Origin of the sequence: Altererythrobacter sp. BO-6 (assembly GCF_011047315.1) — a bacterium.
Classification (GTDB): Bacteria; Pseudomonadota; Alphaproteobacteria; order Sphingomonadales; family Sphingomonadaceae; genus Erythrobacter.
This window is the reverse complement of the sequence record NZ_CP049259.1, coordinates 649,505-664,487: the sequence shown is the minus strand read 5'-3', so window position 1 is coordinate 664,487 and position 14,983 is coordinate 649,505. Positions and strand designations below refer to the sequence as shown.

Below are 14,983 nucleotides of genomic sequence, written 5' to 3'. Positions count from 1 at the left end.
TTTTCCTACTCGGACTTCGCCCGGTAGATTCCGTGCCATGTCGCGAAGCAAACCCTTGGAACACGGACCTTGCCGAAAGTTACACCAAAAGGCAGGAAAATCGGCACAAACCATTCATAAGAAACAGGGAATCAGCACCGCTGTTTTTTTCAAAAAGGTAGCTTCGGTGTTCCATCCCCGGTGTTCGCGCTTGCAACATGCGCGCGCATGCGCAACAGGCTGCGCGCATGAGCATGAATGATCTGATCGCCGCTGCACGCGTCAACAAGGCCTGGCCCTTCCAGGAGGCGCAGCGGCTGCTCAAACGCTATCCCGACGGGGTGAAGCCCGATGGCAGCCCGGTGCTGTTCGAAACCGGCTATGGCCCGTCCGGCCTGCCGCATATCGGCACCTTCCAGGAAGTGCTGCGGACCACGCTGGTGCGCCGCGCATTCGAAGCGATGATCGGCGCGAAGCCCGAAGACGGCAAAACGCGGCTGGTGGCCTTCAGCGACGACATGGACGGGCTGCGCAAGGTGCCCGACAATGTGCCCAACCAGGCGCTGCTGGCGAAGCATCTGGGCAAGCCGCTCAGCCGCATTCCTGATCCCTTCGAAAAGGGGCATGAGAGCTTTGCGGCGCATAACAATGCCATGCTGCGCGCCTTCCTTGACCGGTTCGGCTTCGATTACGAGTTCATCGCCGCGAACGACATGTACAATTCGGGCCGGTTCGATGCGGCGCTGAAGCAGGTGTTGCGCAAGAACCAGGCGATCCTCGACATCATGCTGCCGACGCTGCGTGAGGAGCGGCGCCGCACCTATTCGCCGATCCTGCCGATCTCGCCCAGCACCGGGCGCGTGCTGCAGGTGCCGGTCGAAGTGGTCGATCCGGAGGCGGGGCTGGTCCGCTTTCAGGACGAGAATGGCGCGAGCGTGGAGCAAACCGTTCTGGGCGGCACGGCCAAGCTGCAATGGAAGGTCGACTGGGCGATGCGCTGGTATTCGCTGGGCGTCGATTACGAGATGTACGGCAAGGACCTGACCGATAGCGGCGTGCAGTCGGGCAAGATCGTCGAGGTGCTTGGCGGGCGGAAGCCCGAAGGCCTGATCTACGAACTGTTCCTCGACGAGAAGGGCGAGAAGATCTCGAAGTCCAAGGGCAATGGCCTGACGATCGAGGAATGGCTGAGCTATGGCAGCGAAGAGAGCCTGGGCTTCTACATCTTCCCCAATCCCAAGAGCGCGAAGAGCCTGCATGTCGGGGTGATCCCGCGCGCGGTGGACGATTACTGGCAGTTCCGCGCGGCTTTGCCCACGCAGGAACTCGACAAGCAGCTCGGCAATCCGGTGTGGCACCTGCTGCGCGCCAACGGCGGCTGGCAGGCGGAGGAGGCGCCGGGCGCGGGCGACACGCTGCCGGTGACCTATGGACTGTTGCTGAACCTGGTGGGCGTGCTGGGGGCCGAGGCGGATCGCGAAGCCGTATGGTCCTATCTCGCCAACTATGTCGAGGATGCCGATCCGGCGAAGCATCCGGAACTTGACGTGCTGGTGGGGACGGCGCTTGCCTATAACCGCGAATTCGTGGCGCCGACGCTGAAAAAGCGCGCACCCGTTGACGGGGAGCGCGATGCGCTGAAGGCGCTCGACTGCGCCTTGCAGGTGATCGCGCCGGATATGCCGGCCGAGGAAATCCAGACCATCGTCTACGAAATCGGCAAGCGTGAGGAATTTGGCTTCGAAAACCTGCGCGACTGGTTCAAGTGTCTCTATGAAACCTTGCTCGGCAGCGAACAGGGGCCGCGGATGGGCAGCTTCATCGCGCTTTACGGGGTCGAAAACAGCCGTAAGCTGATTGCCGGGGCACTTGACCGTTAGGAGGCCTGCATGACTCGCGATGCCGATCCGCACAAGCTGGCGCGCGATCTGCTCGGCCGCGAGTATGACGACCTTGAGGCTGACGAGCAGCGCGTGCTCAAGCGGGTCGCTTCAGGCACCTTTACCGGGCGCGACGCAGATGAGCTGGCGCATGCCCACGCCAGCTACGGCGACCGGCTGGCAGACCGGGTCGCCGCAGTCGGCGGCAGCTGGGGCTTCATTATTGCGTTCGCGGTGGTGCTGTTCGGCTGGATGCTGATCAACAGCCGCGTGCTGGAGCACATGGGGTTCAAGCCGTTCGACGAATACCCCTACATCTTCCTCAATTTGATGCTGTCCACGCTGGCGGCGGTGCAGGCGCCGATCATCCTCATGAGCCAGAACCGGCAGGCGAAGAAGGACCGCATTACCGCGCGGCACGATTACGAGGTCAACCTGCGCACCCAGCTCGAAATCCTACGGCTGTCGCGCAAGATCGACAAATTGGCGGGCAAGCTGAAACATACAGAGGTGCCTGCAGAATCGGGACCAGACGACCAGCTTTAACTATCCGCCAGCTCTGTCAGCGCCATTCGCGCGTCCGGTACCATTTGGTGATGACGTATTTGGCGCCTTTGACCACCGGCGTGCCGGCATGCATCGTCCCTTCATTGGGCGTGCCGTCGAGCGTCGCGTTGTTCCACACCAGCAGCACCCCCGGCTTGGGTGCGATGCTGAGCCCGGCCTGCGTGAAATGCGTGGCGCCGCCTTCCTCAACCTCGTTGAGGTAAGCCATCGCGGTCCAGCTGCGCTGCCCCCCGCGCTTGCGCTCAAGCTCCCAATATTTTTCTGTGGTGTAGAACCAGTCATTGTGCGGCTTGAATTGTTGCCCAGGCAGGTAGCGTTGCCCCTGGATTGCTTCTCCGCACACCGGGTTCATCCCCAGCAGGTCATCGATCCGGCGGGAAATGCCTTTCACGAAAGGATCGTAAGGATCGAGGTCGCCCGAATAGGAAGTGCGGAAACCGCTCGAATAATCCTGTTCGTGCAAGGTGGACGGCTTGGCAGTCAGGTCGATCATCAGACACAGCTGCTCGCATTCCGCAGCGGTAAGGAAATCCCCGAAGGCGAAGATTTCGGCTACGTCGGTTTCGACTTTGTAAGCGCGTGGATCCGCGGCGATCCGCCTTCGGACTTCTGCTCCCACACGCTTGAGCGCATCCTGGTCGGGTATGACTTCGGTCTTGGCCATCACGCGCTTGTTAGCAAAGGAGCGACTCGGTGCAAGCGCTTGCCCGCGGCGAGCGTTCGATTACTATGCGCATCTCGTTAGTGGGGAGAATTGGGTCATGACCGAGACAAATTCAAAGCGTTACAGCGGGGCTGCGATGGTGCTGCATTGGCTTATTGCCGCGGGAGTGATCGCCAACTGGCTGATCCGCGAGACGGCCGAAAAGGCCGAAACGGAAGAAGCTGGCCGGGCGATCATGGCCAATCATTTCTCGATCGGGATAACCTTGTGGGTGCTCGCGGTGGCCCTGCTGGTGGTTCACTTTACTGGCGGCAAGGCACCGCTGGCGAGCCATTTGGCGACATGGGAACGTTGGCTGGCGCGGATAGTCCACACCCTTTTCTTTGTCCTCCTGCTGGTGATGCCGTTGGGCGGATGGATGGCGATGTCGCAATATGGCGCGCCCATCAGCGTGTTCGGAATCTTCTCGCTTCCGCCGCTGCCGGTTGAGGTCAATCCTGAGCAGGCCAAGGCCACGTTCGAGCAGCATGGAGCGGCAGGCGCGCTGCTGCTGATCCTCGTGGCGGTTCATATCCTCGGCACGCTCAAGCACATGGTGATCGACAAGGACGGCAATCTATTCCGCATGCTGCCCTTCGGCGAACCGAAGGCCTGATACCGAAACAAGACCCCCGCCTGCCGGAGCGGGCGGGGGCAATTGCTGGCCGGAATGCGCAACCGGCCAGTATGCATCGATGGCTTTACCAGAAGAAATCGTAGATCACGTCCACCACTTCACCGGTGTAAATATCAACCAGCAGGACATCGTCGTAATAGCGCACCCAGCGATAGGGGCCGTAGACGTCCGGCAGGCGATATTGCCACGGATCGTTGATCCAGTAGCGTGAGCCGAAGAACAAGCCATCAAGATAGAATCCGATGCTGATCCGGCTGTAATAGTGGCTGCGATAGGGCGCGTAGTAACGTCCCAGGCGGAAGACATTTCGGTGCGAGTGGCGATAATTGTACCAGTCATACCGGTGGTGGTTGCGCCACCGCTTACGATCCCAACGATCGTACCGACCGGAATAATGGCCGCGATCATAGTAGCGCCGATCCCGATAGACATGGCGCTGCCCGTCGCGATAGCCATCGCGATAGATACGCCGGTCTTCGTAGCGGTCGCGGTTGCGCTCGTCGCGGCGCCCGTCGCGATAGGCATCGCGGCGAATGTCGCGCACCCGATCGTCACGATTGTCGCGCCAGTCTGCGCGCCGATCTTCGCGGCGCTCGACCCTGCGGTCATCGCGGCGATCATCGCGATAGCTGCGATTGCGTTCGCCATCGGCGTAGCTGCGGTTGCGGGTTTGCTCGACGGCACGCTGCTCGCGTCTGTCGCCGCGATTCCACTCGCGTGTGCTGCGTTCGGTGGCGACGTCGGCGCGGCGTTCGCTGCGCTGCTCGAAGCCGCGATTTTCGCCGCCCTGGCGGGATTCGGCACGAACTTCGCGGCGCTCCTGCCGTGCCTCGCCGCCGTTGCTGCGGCGCTCCTGCCGGGCCTCGCCGCCATTACTGCGGCGTTCCTGGCGGCTCTGCTGCCGGTTTTGCTGCATCTGCTGGCGCATCTCGCGCATATTGATCGGATCGCCACCGCGGGTTTCCGTGGTGCGCTCGCGCTCCTGCGCTTCGGCGGCACTGGGCATAGCGGTAAAGGCAAGCGCCGCAGCAATGGCGGTGAAGGCGCTTCCTTTCATCAGTCTGGCAGTCTTCATGGATCGGCTCCTGTTCATGCCGCTCCACCACATGCGGCCCCGTTGATACGCCTTGTTACGATTCGCCCGCTGTCTTCAAACTGAACCGGCTGCGTAGCCTCCCGTTAATGTTTGCGGGCAATAGCCTGAACGATTATCGCCGGATTGACTTACCGGCGCGGCGGGGCGATGGCGCTGAGCATGTTCGAGACCTTCGATGATATCCGCGCCGATATCGCCGCGCGGCTGGGTCAGGCGGCGGCGGACCGCAAGTCGCCGCTGCACACGCTGGTGGTGGCGACGGCCGATGCCGATGCGCGGGTGATGGTGCTGCGTGCCTTCGATGCCGACGCGTGGACGCTGCGCTTCCACACCGATGTCCGCTCGCCCAAGTGCCATGTGATCGGGGCCGGATCGCCGGTCGGCGTGCTGGGTTATGACCGTGATGCGAAGGTGCAGTTGCGGTTGCGTGGGCGGGGACGGATCGAGACGGACACGCCGCTGGTTCAGCAGGCATGGGAAGAAAGCAACAATTACGCGCGCCGCTGCTATCTCGGCGATGGTCCGGGCGCCCTGTCCGACGCGCCGACTTCCGGCCTGCCCGACTGGGCCGAAGGGATCCAGCCGACCGACGAGCAGGTAATGCCTGCGCGGGAAAATTTCGCGATATTGCTGGTCGAACTCGACAGCCTCGACTGGTTCCACCTCGCGCATGACGGCCATGTGCGGGCGCAGTTTGTGCGTGACGGGAGTAGCTGGGCCGCGCGCTGGGTCGCGCCCTAGGTGGAGAACATCATGGCCTTCACCCGTGATGAGATGGAAGCCGCGTTCCGCCGCCATATCGGAATTGATCCGGCCCGGTTGGGGCCGCGTGCTGGATTTGCGGCAATGGCCGACTGGTACCGTGCAGAGCGCCCGCTGGATGCCGAGCCAATGGAGGCTGACGGTGACATGCTGTTGTTCCAGTGGAGCAGTAGGCCGGACGGAATAGAGGTCGACATGACCCGGCAAGTCATTTGGGTTGATCTTGACGATCCTTCCGATGAGGACGGCGAACTGGTGTTCCTGCAATTGTCGCTTGCTTTCCGCTTTCCACCGGACGCAGGGGTTGGGCTTGAGAGAACCGGCAATCGCTGGTGTCACAGCCTTGCCCAGCTCGACGAATTCCTGGCATGGATGGCCGATACGCCGGTCTACCGGCATGCCGCATCGCACGATGCTGCCAATGTAGCATTGACGCTCACCGAAGTTTGAAGGGCAGAATTCGGGGCTCCACTTTTCCCCGGAGAGATCCTGTCGCCATACGATAGGGTGATTCCCTGGTGCATGTCGCGCACACGCACCAAGCGGGGTTGGTGCTGAATCTCGCCCCAGGTGGAACACCGAAGTGCGCCTTTTGAAAAATATCTGCGCTGCGGAAAAATAATGTAAATCAGTTTCTTGACGGTCGAATCCGGCCGCGGAGGTGTCACCTTTCCCGGTTGGCGCAAATCGCGTGCAAGCTGCGGCAGTTGGGCAGGGCTTCATGCCTCACACATATGCTCCTGCTGTGGAGTAGGAAAACCGCCGTGGCGCTACTTGGGTGGCGCGGCTCAGCGGCAAGCGCAGCGGTGTAGCAGTGCGTTGGGGGATTGAGGCTCGCGCTTGACCCGGTATCCCGCTTTTCTTGTCTGTTTCGAATTTCAATCAAGAAGCGGGACCCCGGATCAAGTCCGGGGTGACGGTGATGGCTTAGAGCATCGTCTCCTGTGCGTCATCCCGGCCTCCGAGCCGGGATCCCGCTTTACTTCAATTGGCCGCGAATCAGCGCGTCAGCTTCTTGTACGCCAATCGCGTCGGGCGATCCGCCGCGTCGCCAAGCCGGCGGCGCTTGTCTTCCTCGTAAGCTTCGAAGTTGCCTTCGAACCATTCGACATGGCTGTTGCCTTCGAACGCAAGGATGTGGGTCGCCAGGCGGTCGAGGAAGAAGCGGTCGTGGCTGATGACCACGGCGCAGCCGGCGAAATTCTCGATCGCGTCTTCGAGCGCGGCGAGCGTTTCGACGTCGAGGTCGTTGGTCGGCTCGTCCAGCAGCAGCACATTGCCGCCTTCCTTGAGCATCTTGGCCATGTGGACGCGGTTGCGCTCACCGCCTGACAGCTTGCCGACGTTTTTCTGCTGGTCCGCGCCCTTGAAGTTGAACGCGCCGACATAGGCACGCGTGCTCATGTCCTGCCCGTTGACCTTCATGTAATCGAGCCCATCGGAGATTTCCTCCCACACGTTCTTTTTCGGGTCGAGGTGGTCGCGGCTCTGGTCGACATAGCCCAGCCGCACCGTCGAGCCGATCTCGATCGTGCCGCTGTCGGGCGTTTCCTTTCCGGTCAGGATCTTGAACAGGGTCGATTTACCCGCGCCGTTCGGCCCGATCACGCCGACGATGCCGCCGGGAGGCAGGGTGAAGCTGAGGTCCTCGAACAGCAGCTTGTCGCCATAGGCCTTGGAGATGCCCTTGGCCTCGATCACCTTGCCGCCCAGGCGTTCGGGCACCTGGATCACGATCTGCGCCTTGCCGACCTGGCGGTTGTCCTGGCTGTTCTGCAGTTCTTCGAACTTGCGGATACGCGCCTTGGACTTGGTCTGGCGCGCGGCCGGTGTCTGCCGGATCCATTCGAGCTCGCGCTGCAGGGCCTTCTGCTTGCCCGATTCCTCGCGGCTTTCCTGATCCATGCGCTTGGCCTTCTTCTCGAGATAGGTCGAGTAGTTGCCTTCGTAGGGGTAGTAGGAACCGCGATCGAGCTCGAGGATCCATTCCACAACGTTATCGAGGAAGTAGCGGTCGTGGGTGATCATCAGCACCGCACCGGCATATTCCTTGAGGTGGTTTTCAAGCCACTGGACGCTTTCGGCATCGAGGTGGTTGGTCGGTTCGTCGAGCAGCAGGATCGAGGGCTTCTGGATCAGCAGGCGGGTGAGCGCGACGCGGCGCTTTTCACCGCCCGACAGGTCGGTGACCGGCCAGTCGCCCGGCGGACAGCGCAGGGCCTCCATCGCCACTTCGAGCTGGTTGTCGAGCGTCCACCCGTCAACCGCGTCGATCTTGTCCTGCAATTCGCCCATTTCCGCGCCGAGCGCGTCGAAATCGGCGTCGGGCTCGCACATCAGCGCGCTGACTTCGTTGAAGCGTGCAACCAGGTCAGCGGTTTCCTTGGCGCCTTCGCGCACGTTTTCGAGCACGGTCTTGGTCGGGTCGAGCTCGGGCTCCTGCTCGAGATAGCCGACGGTGATGTTCTCGCCCGGCCACGCCTCGCCGGTGAAATCCTTGTCGATCCCGGCCATGATCTTGATCAGCGTCGATTTACCCGCGCCGTTCGGTCCGACGATGCCGATCTTGGCACCCTGGTAGAACTGCAGGTTGATATTGTTCAGCACCGGCTTCTGGGCACCGGGGAAAGTCTTGGTCATGTTCTTCATGACAAAGGCGTATTGCGCGGCCATCGGGGTCGTCCTTCAAGGGAATTTCGCGTGAACGGGATTTGGCTGCGCAGATAGGGATTGCGCGGGGCAAGGGCAAGCTGGACTTGGCCGAGCGGCGCGGATAGCAGGCAAGGTCATGAAAACAGCCCTTTATGCGCAGATGGTCGCCATCGCCGCGCTTTCGCTTTCCGCCACAACCTTTGCCAATGACACGGCGATGTCGCTTGAGGGCATGGCCGATGCCACGCTGACACAGGACGGCATTGCCTGGGATTTCGTCGAGGGCATCACCACTGAAGTCGGCCCGCGCCAGGCGGGTACCGAAGCCGAGAAGCGCGGTCGCGACTGGGCGGTGGCATGGCTCAAGGCCAATGGGTTCCGCAATGTCGCGGACGAACCGTTCGAAATGCAGACCTGGGTGCCAGGCGATGTGCACAAGGCCGAGATTGTCAGCCCGTTCCCGCAGCCGCTGGTGGTGCAGCCGCTGGGCGGCAGCGCCTCTACGGGTGCGGACGGGATCACCGCCGAAGTTGTGTTCTTCCGCACCGTCGACGATCTGCGCGCGGCGCCCGAAGGCAGCCTGAAAGGCAAGATCGCCTATATCAGTCATTCGATGACGCGGACACAGGATGGCAGCCAGTACGGCTTTGCCGGCCCGGCGCGCTGGGTTGGGGCGGGAATTGCCGCGAGCAAGGGTGCGGTCGCAACCGTCATCAAGTCGATCGGGACGGACTGGCACCGCAACCCGCATACCGGCGGCACGACCTTCCGGACGGCCAGTGGCGGCGCGGATGTCGGCCGCGCGGTTCTGATCCCGGCGGGTGCGCTGAGCCTGCCCGATGCCGCGAACCTTGAGCGGATGTTTGCCCGGGCCAAAGGCAAGCCGATCACCATGAAGCTGACGCTCACCCCGCGTGACCTGGGCGTGACGACCAGCGGCAATGTGGTGGGAGAGATCGTCGGAAGCGATCCGTCGCTGCCGCCGGTGCTGCTGGCCTGCCATCTCGACAGCTGGTGGAATTCTCCCGGCGCTTTCGACGATGCGGCGGGCTGCGCGATCATCGCGGCAGCTGCGCTGCATGTGTCGCACACCGGCCAGCCGCTGCGCACGATCCGCGTGCTCTTCGCCGGGGCCGAAGAGGTCGGGCTGCATGGTTCAACCGCATACAGTAAGGCGCATATCGGCGAACCGATCGCCGTCGGTCTCGAAAGCGATTTCGGCGCAGACCGCATCTGGCGCTTCGACAGCAATTTCCGCGACAGCAACCCGGCGTTGCATGCAAAAATCGCTGCGGCGGTGGCGCGCTTCGGCGTATCCAGCGGCACCAAAGTCGCGACCGGCGGTGCGGACCTCAACATCGTACGCGACCAGGGGGGCGCGCTGATCGACCTGCAGCAGGATGGCACCCGCTATTTCGACCTGCACCACACCCCCGATGACACGCTGGACAAGATCGATCCGGTACAGCTGCGCCAGAATGTCGCGGTGTGGGCGCAAGTGGTCGGAATCCTCGCCAACGAAGCGGGCCCGATCAAGGAAACGATTGCGCCTTCTGATGCCCCGGCAATAATGAATCGTTGAACGCAAGGTATCGTGATAATTCTGCACAAGCACCCGTTGCCTAATCGCAACGCATTACAGAATAGCGCTATGACTCAGGCAACCCCAAATTGACGTGGCGGACTTTTAACGCAAGAGCGCGGGCGAAGTCGGGAAAACCCGGCCGGGTCCCACCAACTGGGGCCGGTGCTGCCTCTCTCCGTTTCGCGCAGGCCGGTTCCGCAAGACAGGGCAAGATATCATGCGCACCACCCGTTTTCTTGGCACCGCAGCCAGCGCTGCGATCGCCGCCACCCTTTTCTCCGCCGCGCCCGCCATGGCGCAAGATGCTGCAGCCGCTGAAGCCGATACCGGCGTCGGTGTGATCCTGGTGACCGCTCAGCGGCGCGAGGAAAACCTGCAGGAAATCCCCGTTTCCGTCGGCACGCTCGGCGGCGAGGCGCTGCAGGTAGCCACCAGCGCGGGGGCGGACATCCGCGCGCTGTCAGGCCGCGTGCCCAGCCTCAACATCGAAAGCTCGTTCGGCCGCACTTTCCCGCGCTTCTACATCCGCGGTCTCGGTAACACGGACTTTGACCTCAACGCGTCGCAGCCGGTCAGCCTGGTCTATGACGATGTGGTGCTGGAAAACCCGGTGCTGAAGGGCTTCCCGGTGTTCGACCTTGACCGCGTGGAAGTGCTGCGCGGTCCGCAAGGCACGCTGTTCGGCCGCAACACGCCCGCCGGGATCGTCAAGTTCGACACCGTCAAGCCGGGCAAGGGCGAGAATTACGTCCGGGGTAGCTATGGCAGCTTCGACACGATCAATGTCGAAGGCGCGGTTGGCGGCCAGCTGAGCGACACCGTCGCAGTGCGCGCTTCGGGCATCTATCAGAGCCGCGGCGACTGGGTCGACAATCTCGACGAGCCGGGCAAGAATAACCTTGAAGGGTTCGACGAATTCGCGCTGCGCCTGCAGGTGCAGTTCGATCCGATCGATGCGCTGTCGCTGCGCCTGATCGGCCAGTATCGCGATCTTGATGGCACCGCGCGCGTATTTCGCGCCAATGCCTTTGCGCCAGGCAGCAATGATCTGATCGGCCTGGGCGGTCCGACCACCGAATTCAAGCGCGACGAAGTGCGCGCCGACGGGATCAATTTCCAGAACCTCAAGAGCTACAACCTCGGCGGTGTGCTGGAGTATGATTTCGGCGCCGTCACGCTGACTTCGGTCACCAGCTACTGGAATGCCGAACTGTTCAGCCGCGGCGATATCGACGGCGGCTTTGGCAACCAGTTTGCTCCCACCATGGGCCCGGGTTTCATTCCCTTCTCGGCCCAGTCGCAGGACAATGTCCCCAGCCTCGACCAGTTCACGCAGGAAGTACGGATCGCCTCGAACGATGGCGGCCCGCTCGGCTATCAGGCGGGCGTGTTCTACTTCAACGAGAAGCTGGACATCGAAAGCTTCGACTTCGGCGCGCCCACCGATGCCACTCCGGCTGCTGTGGCCCTGCAGCGGCAGGACAGTGACGCGTGGGGTGTTTTCGGCTCGCTGTTCTACCAGTTCGACAACGGCCTGCGCCTGCAGGGCGGCCTGCGCTACAATGACGACAGCCGCGACTTCACCGCCTCGCGCCCGATCGACACGCGTCCGGGCTTCCTCGGCTTCGGCGGGCCGGTTGCACCGATTTCGACCTCGGTGAGCGACAGCGTGCTGACCTGGGACCTGGCGGCAACCATGCCTGCCTCGGAAGACGTGAACCTCTATGCCCGCGTGGCACGCGGCTATCGCGCGCCGTCGATCCAGGGTCGCCTGGCGTTCGGTCGCGATATCTCGGTGGCCGACAGCGAAACCACGATGAGCTACGAAGCGGGCGTCAAGACGATCCTGGCTGACGGCAAGGTGCGCTTCAACCTCGGCGGGTTCTACTACACCACCGAAGACCTGCAGCTGACCGCTGTGGGCGGCACCAACAACTTCACCACGCTGCTCAATGCGGATGAGGTGAAGGGTTTCGGCTTCGAGGCAGAGCTGCAAGCGCGCCCGATCGAAGGAGTCGAATTCGCGGCCGGCCTGTCCTACAACGACACCGAGATCAACGATCCGACTGCATTCGTGGCGGGTTGCGGTGCGCCGTGCACCGTGCTCGATCCTGAGCGCACGCCCGGCAGCAACATCTACTCGATCGACGGCAACCGCCTGCCCCAGGCACCCAAGTGGACCGCCAACTGGTCGCTCGGCCTGACCGAGGAGATCCCCGGCTGGGACGGCGAGATCTACCTGTTCACCGACTGGGCCTATCGCTCCAAGGTGCAGTTCTTCCTCTACCAGTCGGTCGAGTTCAGCGACGACTCCATGCTCGAGGGCGGGCTGCGCTTCGGTTATCGCACCGATCGCTATGACATTGCCTTCTTCGGTCGCAACATCACCAATGATGTCTCGGCCGTGTCGGGGATCGACTTCAACAACCTCACCGCGATGGTCAACGAACCGCGAATCTGGGGTGTCGAGGCCGGCATCAAGTTCTGATCTGCTTCGCTTGAAGCAAAAAGGGGCTGCGCGCTTTCGGGTGCGCAGCCCTTTTCTTTCCAGCGGCCCGATCAGGTGCGCAGCAGACCGGTTTTGGCAGTGGCGGAGCGGCCCGGGAACAGCGTGACCATGGCCCTTGCGGGATCGAGCGAGAAATGCTCGGCGATGGCACCCGCCAGCACCGCCTCCAGCGCCAGCGTGGGCATCAGGTCGCGCGCTTCGTAAAGGTCGTTCTGCTTCAAGCCGGGCCAGTCGGCGATCACCCGCCCGCCGGCTACCGTGCCGCCCATCAGCATGGCCGCGCCGGCTGTGCCATGGTCGGTGCCATTGGTGCCGTTGGGCTTCGCTGTGCGGCCGAATTCGGTCGCGACCACCACCAGCGTATCCTGCCAGCTTTCGCCCAGTGCGGTGCGGAAGGCGCCGAGGAAGGCGTCGAGTCGCTCCAGCGCGCCGCCGATCTGGTTGGGCTGCCCGGCGTGGCTATCCCACCCGTTGCTCTCGACCATCATGATCCGTGCGCCTTCCGCCCCGTTCATCAGCGATGCGGCGAGCTGCCCGGTCTGCTGGGCATTGCGCAGATTGCGCATCTGGGTGTCGCCCGCCATTTCGCGTGTGCGCAGCGCCTCTTCCCAGAGCGACGAAAGCAGCGGATCGGAGGAATAGAGCGCGCTCACCCGCTCGGATAGCTCTGCGCTCGCTTCGGGCAAATTGCTTGGTGCATAGCTGCTGGTGCGATTGGCGCCTTGCAGCGCCAGCGGGATCGCCGGGGCCAGCGCCAACGCGCGCGAGCCGTCGGGCGGTAACATGCCGACCAGCCGATTGAGCCAGCCGTCGCGCACCGCATAAGGCTTTGCCCCGCCAGACTCGATCAGGTTCTGCGCGTCGAAATGCGAGCGCTCGCGATAGGAGGAAGCGGTGGCATGGACAAAGGCCGCTTCGCCGGACGCATACAGCCCCGTTACAGCGCTCAGGTTCGGGTGGATCGTAAAGAAGCTGTCGGCCCTGGCACCGGTCAGTGCCTGTTCGGCCCACGGGCCGCGCAATCGCTCGAAATCAGGGTCGCCCACTGGAGCAAGCGTGGCCAGCCCGTCGGCCGCCCCGCGCTGGAGCACGAACAGCAGGCGCCGCTCGGTCGCGGCGCGGGCAAAGGCGATCGCGGGAGAGAGCGCGAACAGTGCGCCGGCCGCACCGCCAGTGATTAACAGGGATCGGCGATCGAGCATAGTCATCTCCGCATCATTTCAGGTGAGGCGAGCAGCAGCGCGAGGGCTTGCGTGCCGCTTTCGGCGCGGCGGATCGCGGCGGCGGTGCCATCGTTGAGGGCGTCGGGGAACAGCGCTTGCGCCAGCGCCATCGCATCGCGCGGGCCTGCCTGCCGCGCTAGCCGCTCGGCCACTTCGACCCGCCGGATCAGCGCATCGGGCGCGGCCCAGCTGGCGGCGATATCGTCATAGCCCTTGGGCGCCGCCGGGCCCCAGCAGACCTGCCCCAATTCGCGCAGCATACCCGCGAAATTACGCGACGGGATTTGCTCCATACCGACGGCACGAAGCGCTGCGATCGACCAGTCCCACGGCGTGCGGAACTTGGGCGCATCATTTGACCATGCCTCAGGCGAGGCGACCAGCGCGCGGTAGACCGTCGGCAGATCGCCATTGCTTTCCAGGAATGCCCGTTCCAGCCGCGCGACCATGGCGGGCGGCGGATCGTCGGACGCGAAATGGCGCGCAAGCTTGGTGGCGATATGGCGCGCGGTCGATGGGTGAGTGGCGAAATGATCGAGCATCGCCAGCGATTGCTTGGCGCCTTCTTCATTGTAGCGGCGCCCCATCACGGTCTTGGCGCCGGGCTCGTGCTGGTATCCGGCCCAGGCAGCGGAATTCGGCAGAAGGGTGGCTTGCCGGGCGCGGGGCAGACCCGCGACGGTCCAGCCGGTCATCGCCCGGGCGAATTCGGTGACGTCGGCCTGCGAATAGCCGCCGCCGACGCCCAAAGTATGCAATTCCATAATCTCGCGCGCGAGGTTCTCGTTGATCCCAGCTTCACGCGCCTGCCGCCGCGCCGCGCGCTGCGCCAGCGGGCTGTTTGGCCCGGTTGATTGCGCCTGGTCGAGATAGGTCAACATGGCCGGATGCAGCACCGCAGCCTGCAGCAGGTCGCGGAAAGAGCCCATGATATGCGGGCGGATCGCTTCGAATTCATGCGGCCCAACCAGGCCCGATGTCTGCCGCTTGGCGACCGACACCGCGAAGTGGTTGGCCCAGAAATGCACCAGCCGCTCGGCAAATGGCGTATCGCTCTGGATCGCCACGAGCCCGCGCGCGGCCATGTCGTCCATCAGCGATTGCTGGATGTCGCGCCGGGCGGTGGCGCTCGGCTTGTCCATCGGATCGACCGATTGCATCTGCCGCGCCTGCCGCCGCATGGTCAGGAATTCGGTGAGTTCGGCCACGCCCTCCGCGGTGGTGGGGCGGGCAGCTATCGCCGCGGGCCTGACGTCGAAGCGCTCGAGCTGGGACATCACCCATCGGGCGGGATCGGCAGGTGGCCGGTCGGTCGGGCGCGCCCCCAGGCCAAAACGGTTCCAGGCGATGGTTACGGCTGTCATGGCGCGATGATGCGCCGCTCGCGCGT

General features: G+C 63.4%; 12 protein-coding genes. 7 read left to right on the top strand and 5 right to left on the bottom strand.

What is annotated here, in order from left to right; all coding sequences use genetic code 11:
* Positions 1-227 precede the first annotated feature (227 nt).
* Entirely contained in the window at positions 228-1,859 is a 1,632-nt protein-coding gene (locus tag G6N82_RS03245) for a lysine--tRNA ligase (protein WP_165193668.1), read from the top strand.
* Between the two features lie 9 nt (positions 1,860-1,868).
* Positions 1,869-2,405, top strand: coding sequence for a DUF1003 domain-containing protein (locus G6N82_RS03240; protein WP_165193666.1), 537 nt, complete (start codon positions 1,869-1,871; stop codon positions 2,403-2,405).
* Between the two features lie 16 nt (positions 2,406-2,421).
* Here G6N82_RS03240 and G6N82_RS03235 read toward each other — a convergent pair whose 3' ends face one another.
* A complete protein-coding gene (locus tag G6N82_RS03235) occupies positions 2,422-3,090 on the bottom strand; it encodes a 2OG-Fe(II) oxygenase (RefSeq protein ID WP_165193664.1) in 669 nt (222 codons plus the stop codon).
* A 97-nt stretch (positions 3,091-3,187) separates the two neighbouring features.
* Here G6N82_RS03235 and G6N82_RS03230 point away from each other — a divergent pair, with 97 nt between their 5' ends.
* Complete coding sequence (locus G6N82_RS03230; protein ID WP_165193661.1) at positions 3,188-3,745, top strand: cytochrome b; 558 nt, start codon at positions 3,188-3,190, stop codon at positions 3,743-3,745.
* Between the two features lie 85 nt (positions 3,746-3,830).
* On the opposite strand, the gene G6N82_RS03225 is transcribed toward G6N82_RS03230, so the two are convergent.
* Entirely contained in the window at positions 3,831-4,841 is a 1,011-nt protein-coding gene (locus G6N82_RS03225) for an RcnB family protein (RefSeq protein ID WP_241255173.1), read from the bottom strand.
* 180 nt (positions 4,842-5,021) lie between these two features.
* On the opposite strand from G6N82_RS03225, the gene G6N82_RS03220 reads away from it, so the two are divergent.
* Together G6N82_RS03220 and G6N82_RS03215 are read left to right on the top strand one after the other, a co-directional pair.
* Positions 5,022-5,603: a pyridoxamine 5'-phosphate oxidase family protein gene (locus G6N82_RS03220; RefSeq protein ID WP_165193659.1), complete on the top strand. Its 582-nt coding sequence runs from the start codon at positions 5,022-5,024 to the stop codon at positions 5,601-5,603.
* Between the two features lie 12 nt (positions 5,604-5,615).
* Entirely contained in the window at positions 5,616-6,074 is a 459-nt protein-coding gene (locus G6N82_RS03215) for a hypothetical protein (RefSeq protein ID WP_165193657.1), read from the top strand.
* Positions 6,075-6,623: 549 nt separating this feature from the next.
* On the opposite strand, the gene ettA is transcribed toward G6N82_RS03215, so the two are convergent.
* Positions 6,624-8,297, bottom strand: coding sequence for an energy-dependent translational throttle protein EttA (ettA, locus tag G6N82_RS03210; protein ID WP_165193655.1), 1,674 nt, complete (start codon positions 8,295-8,297; stop codon positions 6,624-6,626).
* Between the two features lie 115 nt (positions 8,298-8,412).
* Here ettA and G6N82_RS03205 point away from each other — a divergent pair, with 115 nt between their 5' ends.
* Both G6N82_RS03205 and G6N82_RS03200 read left to right on the top strand, forming a co-directional pair.
* Entirely contained in the window at positions 8,413-9,858 is a 1,446-nt protein-coding gene (locus G6N82_RS03205; protein ID WP_165193653.1) for a M28 family peptidase, read from the top strand.
* 220 nt (positions 9,859-10,078) lie between these two features.
* On the top strand, positions 10,079-12,349 hold the full coding sequence (locus tag G6N82_RS03200) for a TonB-dependent receptor (protein WP_165193651.1): 2,271 nt from the start codon (positions 10,079-10,081) through the stop codon (positions 12,347-12,349).
* A 71-nt stretch (positions 12,350-12,420) separates the two neighbouring features.
* On the opposite strand, the gene G6N82_RS03195 is transcribed toward G6N82_RS03200, so the two are convergent.
* Positions 12,421-13,578: a DUF1501 domain-containing protein gene (locus tag G6N82_RS03195; RefSeq protein WP_346773749.1), complete on the bottom strand. Its 1,158-nt coding sequence runs from the start codon at positions 13,576-13,578 to the stop codon at positions 12,421-12,423.
* Positions 13,575-14,957 carry a DUF1800 domain-containing protein gene (locus tag G6N82_RS03190; RefSeq protein ID WP_165193649.1) on the bottom strand — a complete coding sequence of 461 codons (1,383 nt, stop codon included), beginning with the start codon at positions 14,955-14,957 and terminating at the stop codon, positions 13,575-13,577. The genes G6N82_RS03195 and G6N82_RS03190 overlap by 4 nt, the downstream gene beginning before the upstream one ends.
* Positions 14,958-14,983 lie beyond the last annotated feature (26 nt).